General features: G+C 58.2%; 4 protein-coding genes. All 4 read left to right on the top strand.

Features of this window, described 5'->3' with window-relative positions; genetic code table 11:
- A partial coding sequence (gene aceE / locus ACIQYF_RS01495) for a pyruvate dehydrogenase (acetyl-transferring), homodimeric type (RefSeq protein WP_402855799.1) occupies positions 1 to 1,764 on the top strand: 1,764 nt, incomplete at its 5' end.
- A gap of 11 nt (positions 1,765 to 1,775) precedes the next feature.
- Complete coding sequence (gene aceF, locus ACIQYF_RS01490; RefSeq protein ID WP_402855796.1) at positions 1,776 to 3,416, top strand: dihydrolipoyllysine-residue acetyltransferase; 1,641 nt, start codon at positions 1,776 to 1,778, stop codon at positions 3,414 to 3,416.
- A 285-nt stretch (positions 3,417 to 3,701) separates the two neighbouring features.
- A complete protein-coding gene (locus tag ACIQYF_RS01485) occupies positions 3,702 to 5,075 on the top strand; it encodes an alkaline phosphatase D family protein (RefSeq protein ID WP_402855793.1) in 1,374 nt (457 codons plus the stop codon).
- 186 nt (positions 5,076 to 5,261) lie between these two features.
- The gene (locus tag ACIQYF_RS01480; RefSeq protein WP_402855790.1) at positions 5,262 to 7,955 is read left to right on the top strand and encodes an EAL domain-containing protein; all 2,694 of its coding nucleotides are present in this window, start codon (positions 5,262 to 5,264) and stop codon (positions 7,953 to 7,955) included.
- Positions 7,956 to 8,000 lie beyond the last annotated feature (45 nt).

The raw sequence follows: 8,000 nt of genomic DNA, 5'->3' as shown, positions 1-8,000 counted from the left end.
CCACTGCTGGCCAAAGACGTCGACGGCATTCTGCAACGCCGCATGGACGAAGTTATCGACGGCGAGTACCAGAACTACAAAGCCAAAGACGGCGCGTTCGTACGTGAACACTTCTTCAACACGCCAGAACTCAAGGCGATGGTTGCTGATCTGTCCGACGACGAAATCTGGAAACTCAACCGTGGCGGCCACGACCCGTACAAGGTCTACGCGGCGTACCACGAAGCGGTCAATCACAAAGACCAGCCAACCGTCATCCTGGCCAAAACCATCAAAGGTTATGGCACCGGCGCTGGCGAAGCGAAAAACACAGCGCACAACACCAAGAAAGTCGATGTCGACAGCCTGAAGTTGTTCCGTGATCGTTTCGACATCCCGGTCAAAGACGAAGACATCGAATCCCTGCCCTTCTTCAAACCAGAAGAAGGCAGTGCTGAAGCCCGCTACCTGAGCGAGCGCCGCACTGCACTGGGCGGTTTCGTGCCTCAGCGTCGCGCCAAGAGCATGAGCATTCCGACCCCGCCACTGGACACCCTCAAGGCCATCCTTGACGGCTCCGGCGACCGTGAAATTTCCACCACCATGGCATTTGTGCGCATCCTGGCACAGCTGGTGAAGGACAAGGACATCGGCCAGCGCATCGTTCCGATCATCCCGGACGAAGCCCGTACCTTCGGTATGGAAGGCATGTTCCGTCAGTTGGGCATCTACTCCTCCGTCGGCCAGCTCTACGAGCCAGTCGATAAAGACCAGGTGATGTTCTACAAAGAAGACAAAAAAGGCCAGATTCTCGAAGAAGGCATCAACGAAGCAGGCGCCATGAGCTCCTTCATCGCGGCCGGTACTTCGTACTCCAACCACAACCAGCCAATGCTGCCGTTCTACATCTTCTACTCGATGTTCGGCTTCCAGCGCATTGGTGACCTGGCGTGGGCCGCTGGCGACAGCCGTACCCGTGGTTTCCTAATTGGCGGCACCGCCGGGCGTACGACGCTCAACGGTGAAGGCCTGCAACACGAAGATGGTCACAGCCACATCCTGGCGAGCACCATCCCGAACTGCCGCACCTTCGATCCAACCTACGGCTATGAGCTGGCGGTGATCATTCAGGACGGCATGAAGAAGATGACCGAAGAGCAACAGGACGTCTTCTACTACATCACCGTGATGAACGAGTCTTACCAGCAGCCAGCAATGCCGGCCGGTGTTGAGGAAGGCATCGTCAAAGGGATGTACCTGCTTGAAGAAGACACCAAGGAAGCCGCTCACCACGTGCAACTGATGGGCTCCGGCACCATCCTGCGTGAAGTGCGTGAAGCCGCGAAGATCCTGCGTGAAGAATTCAACATCGGTGCTGACGTATGGAGCGTTACCAGCTTCAACGAACTGCGTCGCGACGGCCTGGCCGTTGAGCGCAGCAACCGCATGCATCCAGGCCAGAAGCCTAAGCTGAGCTACGTCGAAGAGTGCCTGACTGGGCGTAAAGGTCCTGTCATTGCCTCCACCGACTACATGAAGCTGTTCGCCGAGCAGATTCGCCAGTGGGTTCCGGTCAAAGAATTCAAAGTGCTGGGCACTGACGGTTTCGGCCGCAGCGACAGCCGCAAAAAACTGCGTCACTTCTTTGAAGTAGACCGTCACTTCGTGGTGTTGGCAGCCCTGGAAGCTCTGGCTGACCGTGGCGATATCGAACCTAAGGTGGTGGCAGAAGCCATCGTCAAGTTCGGCATCAACCCGGAAAAACGCAACCCACTGGACTGCTGAGGAGAATTTTTGTGAGCGAACTCATTCGAGTACCTGACATCGGCAGCGGTGACGGCGAAGTCATCGAACTGTTTGTAAAAGTCGGCGACCGCATCGAAGCCGATCAGAGCATTCTGACGCTGGAATCGGACAAGGCGAGCATGGAAATCCCTGCTCCCAAAGCCGGTATCGTCAAAAGCCTGAAAGTAAAGCTGGGCGACCGCCTGAAAGAAGGCGACGAGTTGCTGGAACTGGAAGCCGAAGGCGCCGCTGCGGCACCTCAAGCGCCAGCCGCTGCCCCTGCGCCAGCGGCTGAAAAGCCAGCCGCCGCGCCAGCTGCCGAAGCCCCAGCGGCCCCGACAGCTGCACCTGCAAGCTCGACGGTCCAGGACATTCATGTCCCGGACATCGGCTCGTCGGGCAAAGCCAAAATCATCGAGATTCTGGTCAAGGCTGGCGACACCGTTGAAGCGGATCAATCGCTGATCACCCTCGAATCCGACAAGGCCAGCATGGAAATTCCATCGCCAGCCGCCGGTGTGGTGGAAAGCATTTCGGTCAAGCTGGACGACGAAGTCGGCACTGGCGACTTCATCCTCAAGCTTAAAGTGGCGGGCGCAGCTGCGCCTGCGGCACCGGCCCAAGCTGCGCCAGCACCTGCTGCCAAAGCTGAAACCCCAGCCGCTGCTGCTCCTGCGCCAGCTGCCAAAGCCGAGGCTGCTCCTGCCCCGGCCGCCGCACCTGCACCAAGCGGCGCCAAAGTTCACGCCGGCCCTGCTGTGCGTCAACTGGCCCGTGAGTTCGGCGTTGAGTTGAACGCAGTGAACCCAAGTGGCCCGCACGGTCGCGTATTGAAAGAAGACGTACAGGCTTACGTTAAAACCGCTCTGCAGAAAGCCAAGGAAGCTCCGGCTGCCGGCGCTGCAACCGGTGGCGCTGGCATTCCGCCAATCCCTGCTGTCGACTTCAGCCGCTTCGGTGAAGTGGAAGAAGTGGCCATGACCCGCCTGATGCAAATCGGCGCGTCGAGCCTGCACCGCAGCTGGCTGAACATCCCGCACGTGACTCAGTTCGACCAGGCTGACATCACCGAGCTGGAAGCTTTCCGCGTCGCGCAAAAAGCCGTCGCAGAAAAAGCCGGTGTGAAACTGACCGTATTGCCTCTGCTGCTCAAGTCCTGCGCCCACCTGCTCAAGGAAATGCCGGACTTCAACAGCTCGCTGGCGCCAAGCGGCAAAGCGATCATCCGCAAGAAGTACGTCAACATCGGCTTCGCCGTAGACACCCCGGATGGCCTGCTGGTCCCTGTGATCAAGAACGTTGATCAGAAGAGCCTGCTGCAACTGGCGGCTGAAGCGGCGGCACTGGCTGCCAAAGCCCGTGACAAGAAGCTCACCGCTGACGACATGCAAGGCGCTTGCTTCACCATTTCCAGTCTCGGCCACATTGGCGGCACCGGCTTCACGCCGATCGTCAACGCACCGGAAGTGGCGATTCTTGGCGTTTCCAAGGCAACCATCCAGCCGGTCTGGGACGGCAAAGCCTTCCAGCCGAAACTGATGCTGCCTCTGTCGCTGTCCTACGATCACCGTGTGATCAACGGCGCCGCTGCTGCACGCTTCACCCAGCGTCTGAGCCAGTTGCTGGGCGACATCCGCACGATCCTGCTGTAAGCCACGTCCCGGCCTTCCTCACCGAAGGCCGGGATAGCGCACTGTTTTCCGAGCGCCACGCTCGTACCTCAACCCCGCCCAATAAGCGGGGCTTTTTTTTGCCTGGCATGTCTGCACCGTAGTCGCAGCCTTCGTGCCTCGGCAGCGACTACACCCCACGCCTCCCCGGTACTACACCGACCGCTGAATGGGGGAATGGGTGCTTCTCTCAGGCACTTCTACGGTTAATAAAAGGACTCAATTTTGCGCGTGACACACCGCGCCCACACCCGAAAGGATTTCGATGTGAAACAACCCACGGTTGGCCCAATTGTTGGCTACACCACCACTGAGCAAACGCGGATTTTTCTACGCGCTGCACCGGCCCCTGAAGCCCCGGTATTTGCCGGGGTCCGTCACCGCAAGCTCGGCGAAACTCAGTGGTCCGAAGGTGTCTACTCCAGACTCAACACCGAGTACGACATGTCAGACACGCTGGTGTTAAATAACCTGACCCCCGATACACGCTACGAATATCAGGCAGGCTGGTTCACGACCTCTACCTCCAAAACGGCAAGGCAAATCGACCTTCAATGGCCGTCGACGCTCTACACCTTCAAGACAGCGTCAACCCAATCCAAGCGCACACACCGCTATGCCGTGGGCTCGTGCCGCTACCTGAGGCTTACTTTAGGCGTACCGTCAGCGCCGGAACTGGGCGACGAGATCTTTGGGGCCATTCATGCGCTGAGCCACCCAAACCCGCTAGATGGCCTAATGATGGTGGGGGACCAGGTGTATGTCGATGACATGAACTTTTTTGCCCCCGACCGTAACTATGTCGCCATCACTCAAAAATATCGCGCGGCGTTCTCGCAACCGCACATCCGCAACCTGATGGCGAACACACCGACCTACATGATCCTTGATGACCATGAGATCGAAGACAACTGGCCCGCCAAAAAAACCACCGGGGATGACGTCCTCTTCAACAACGCCATGCGCGCCTATGAAATCTACCAAGCCAGCCACAGCCCCATCCACGGCCTGCTTCCCAACGGGCGTATAGACCGCACGCCGAAACACTACTGGTATTCGTTTGCTGACGCCGCCACTGACTGGTTCGTGATGGACTGCCGCACCCAACGCACACGGACGCACACCCACACACAAATGATCGACCATGAGCAGGAATACGAACTGCTGAAATGGTTGAAAAACAGCACGGCCAAAGTGAAGTTCGTCGTCAGCAGCGTGCTGTTTCTACTGGACCAGAAGCATCACCACGATGGTTGGACTTCGTTCTCGGCACAGCGCAACCGCATCCTGGAGTGGATCCGCGAACACGCCATCAAAAACGTTATTTTTGTGTCCGGCGACATCCACGGTTCTCTGACAAGCCAACTCACCCACAGCCAGGACCCGACGTTCATTGTGCATAACATCGTGTCTTCGCCACTGTGCAACTCCAAACTGCTGCCCTATGCCAAATCCTCCAGCCTGAGCCTTGATAAAGCCTTGACCACCGTGGGCAGCGACACCTATTGGCCAATGCTCACCAGCCGCGTTATCAGCGAGGATAATTTCGCTTGCCTGACCCTTGAGGGGCTTTGCCTGAGAGTCGATTTCCATAATAAAAAAGGTCAACTGCTCCAATCGGTGACGATTGAGCTTAAATAACAGTCATACCACTGAAACCCGCGAACGCCAGCCTGTGGCAACTTGCCGGGCTGCCGATAACCTTCTATGGCTTTATCGCTGTCAAGTTCACTTGTCAGCGCTGTAAGCATGATGCAACCTTGCCGCAGACCGCAGAAACAGGGCTTGCGCCCTTACGCCATCCGCATGTGTGAAGCGAGTGCCTCAATGAAAAGCCAATCCGATGCTGCCCCGAGAATGGCAGCCGAGGTCGTGACGCAGTTACCCGTGCCCTCGCGGCTCGGGATGCTGCGTTTCGAACGGCTTAATGAAGCCAGTTGGGCCTTGCTCTACCTTGATCCTGGATGCGAGCGCCATTTTGGCTTCCCGGCGGCAGAGTTGTGCGCGCTGGTCGGCTCACCTTACGCCAGCCTGATGGAACCCAAGGCCCGCTATCGCTTGCACGACGCCATTGAGTTGCAACTGCGAAACAGCCCCCACTACGTCGTGCACTACACCTTGCACTCGACTCATGGGCCGCTGAACCTGATGGAAGTGGGTGAGCCCTACAAGCAACACAATCGCCATCTGTTGCGCGGCTACCTCTTGGTGCTCGAAGGCCCAGTCAGCAGCACGCCGCCGCTACCTGTCGCCGAACTCGAAACCCAAAACAGCCGACTGCACATCGCCCTGGAATTGAACCAGCGCGCCCAGCAAGAACAACTGCAACACCTGGAACGCGTGCGCGCCCAGCAGGACCTGATCCTGCGTCTGGCGCGCCATAAGTACAGCCAGCACAACTCGCTGCAAGAAGCCGCCGAGCTAATCACCCGTAGCGCCTGTGATATTTACCAAATCGATGCCGCCAGCCTGTGGAACCTCGAAGGCCATCAGCTGGTGCCTATTTCCGCTTATCAGCGCGAAAGCCAGGCTTACGTGACGCAACAAGTCATCGACGTCAGTATTTTCCCGGACTACCTCGAAGCCTTGCACACCAGCCGCTCTATCGATGCGCAGAACGCCAATCGCGACCCGCGTACACGTGAGCTCGCGGCCAGTCTGTATCAACTCCAAGCCAATGCGATGCTCGATGCGAGTATCCGCATTGATGGCCAGGTGATCGGTGTGTTGTGCCTTGAACAAACCGGCAAGACCCGGGTGTGGAAAGCCGACGAAATCGCTTTTGCCGGGGAGCTGGCCGACCAGTTCGCCCAAGTGATCAACAACCACAAACGGCGCACCGCCACCAACGCCCTGCACCTGTTTCAGCGGGCGGTCGAGCAAAGCGCCAACGCCTTCCTGCTGGTCAATTGCGACGGCGTGGTCGAATACGTAAACCCCAGTTTTACCGCCATCACCCAGTACAGCTCCGACGAAGTCCAGGGCCACAAACTGTCAGAGCTGCCCGCCTTGGAGAACCTCAGCGATCTGCTGTTCGATGCCCACTCAAGCCTGAGCAACGGCAACAGCTGGCAGGGCGAATTCAAGAGCCGGCGCAAGAACCTGGAGCCTTACTGGGGCCAGATGTCGATCTCCAAGGTCTACGGCGACAATCGCGAACTGACCCACTACATCGGCATTTACGAAGACATCACCAAGTCCAAGCTGGCTCAACAGCGCATCGAACGCCTGGCGTACACCGACAACCTGACCAACCTGGGCAATCGCCCGGCCTTTATTCGCAACCTCGATGAGCGCTTCGCCCGCGACAGCACCACCCAGGTCTGCCTGCTGCTGGTGGACATCGACAACTTCAAGCGAATCAACGACAGCCTCGGCCATCAGACAGGCGACAAGCTGCTGATCAGCCTGGCCCGACGCCTGCGCAACAGCCTCAGCCCTGAGGACAACCTGGCGCGGTTTGCCAGTAACGAATTCGCCGTGCTGCTCGACAACACCAACCTTGAAGTCGGCCAGCAGACCGCCAGCCAACTGCTCATGACCCTCGACAAGCCCATGTTCGTCGATAACCAGTTGATCAGCGTCACCGGCTCTGTCGGCGTTGCCTGCGCACCGTTGCACGGGCTGGATCCGCAAACCCTGATGCGCAATGCCGGCCTGGCACTGCACAAGGCCAAAGCCAACGGCAAACACCAAGTGCAAGTGTTCACCGAAACCTTGAACGCCGAGGCCAGCTACAAGCTGTTCGTCGAAAACAACCTGCGCCGGGCCCTCACACAAAACGAACTGGATGTGTTTTACCAACCCAAACTCTGCTTGCGCACCGGCCGACTGTTAGGGATGGAAGCCTTGCTGCGCTGGAACCACCCCGAAAAAGGCATGATCCGCCCCGACCAGTTCATCAGCGTGGCCGAAGAAACCGGGCTGATCATCCCCATTGGCAAATGGGTCGCGCGCCAGGCCTGCCGCATGAGCAAACAACTGAGTGCGGCAGGGTTCGGTAACTTACAGGTGGCGATCAACCTTTCGCCCAAGCAGTTTTCCGACCCGGACCTGGTGGCCTCGATTGCCAGCATCCTCAAGGAAGAACAACTGACCGCCGCTTTGCTGGAACTTGAGCTGACCGAAGGCCTGTTGCTGGAAGCCACCGACGACACCCGCCTGCAACTCGTTCAACTCAAAGAACTGGGCCTGACCTTGGCCATGGATGATTTTGGCACGGGTTATTCCTCACTCAGTTATTTGAAAAAATTCCCGATCGACATCATCAAAATCGACCGCAGCTTTATCAATGACATCCCCGACAACCAGAACGACATGGAGATCACCTCCGCGGTGATCGCGATGGCCCACAACCTCAAGCTCAAAGTGGTGGCGGAAGGTATCGAAACCGCAGCTCAACTGGCTTTCCTGCGCCGCCACCGCTGCGACGTGGGCCAGGGCTACCTGTTCGACCGGCCGATCCCGGGCGCCGAACTGGACCAAAAACTCAAACGCTATCCGCGCGGACCGCTGACCTGACAGCGCTGCAACACTCGGGCACACTAAGGGTCTAACTTCCTACTA

Source organism: Pseudomonas sp. NPDC096917 (genome assembly GCF_044762555.1).
Classification (GTDB): Bacteria; Pseudomonadota; Gammaproteobacteria; order Pseudomonadales; family Pseudomonadaceae; genus Aquipseudomonas.
The sequence above is the reverse complement of the archived record's forward strand: the minus strand, read 5'-3'. Positions and strand labels throughout refer to the sequence as shown.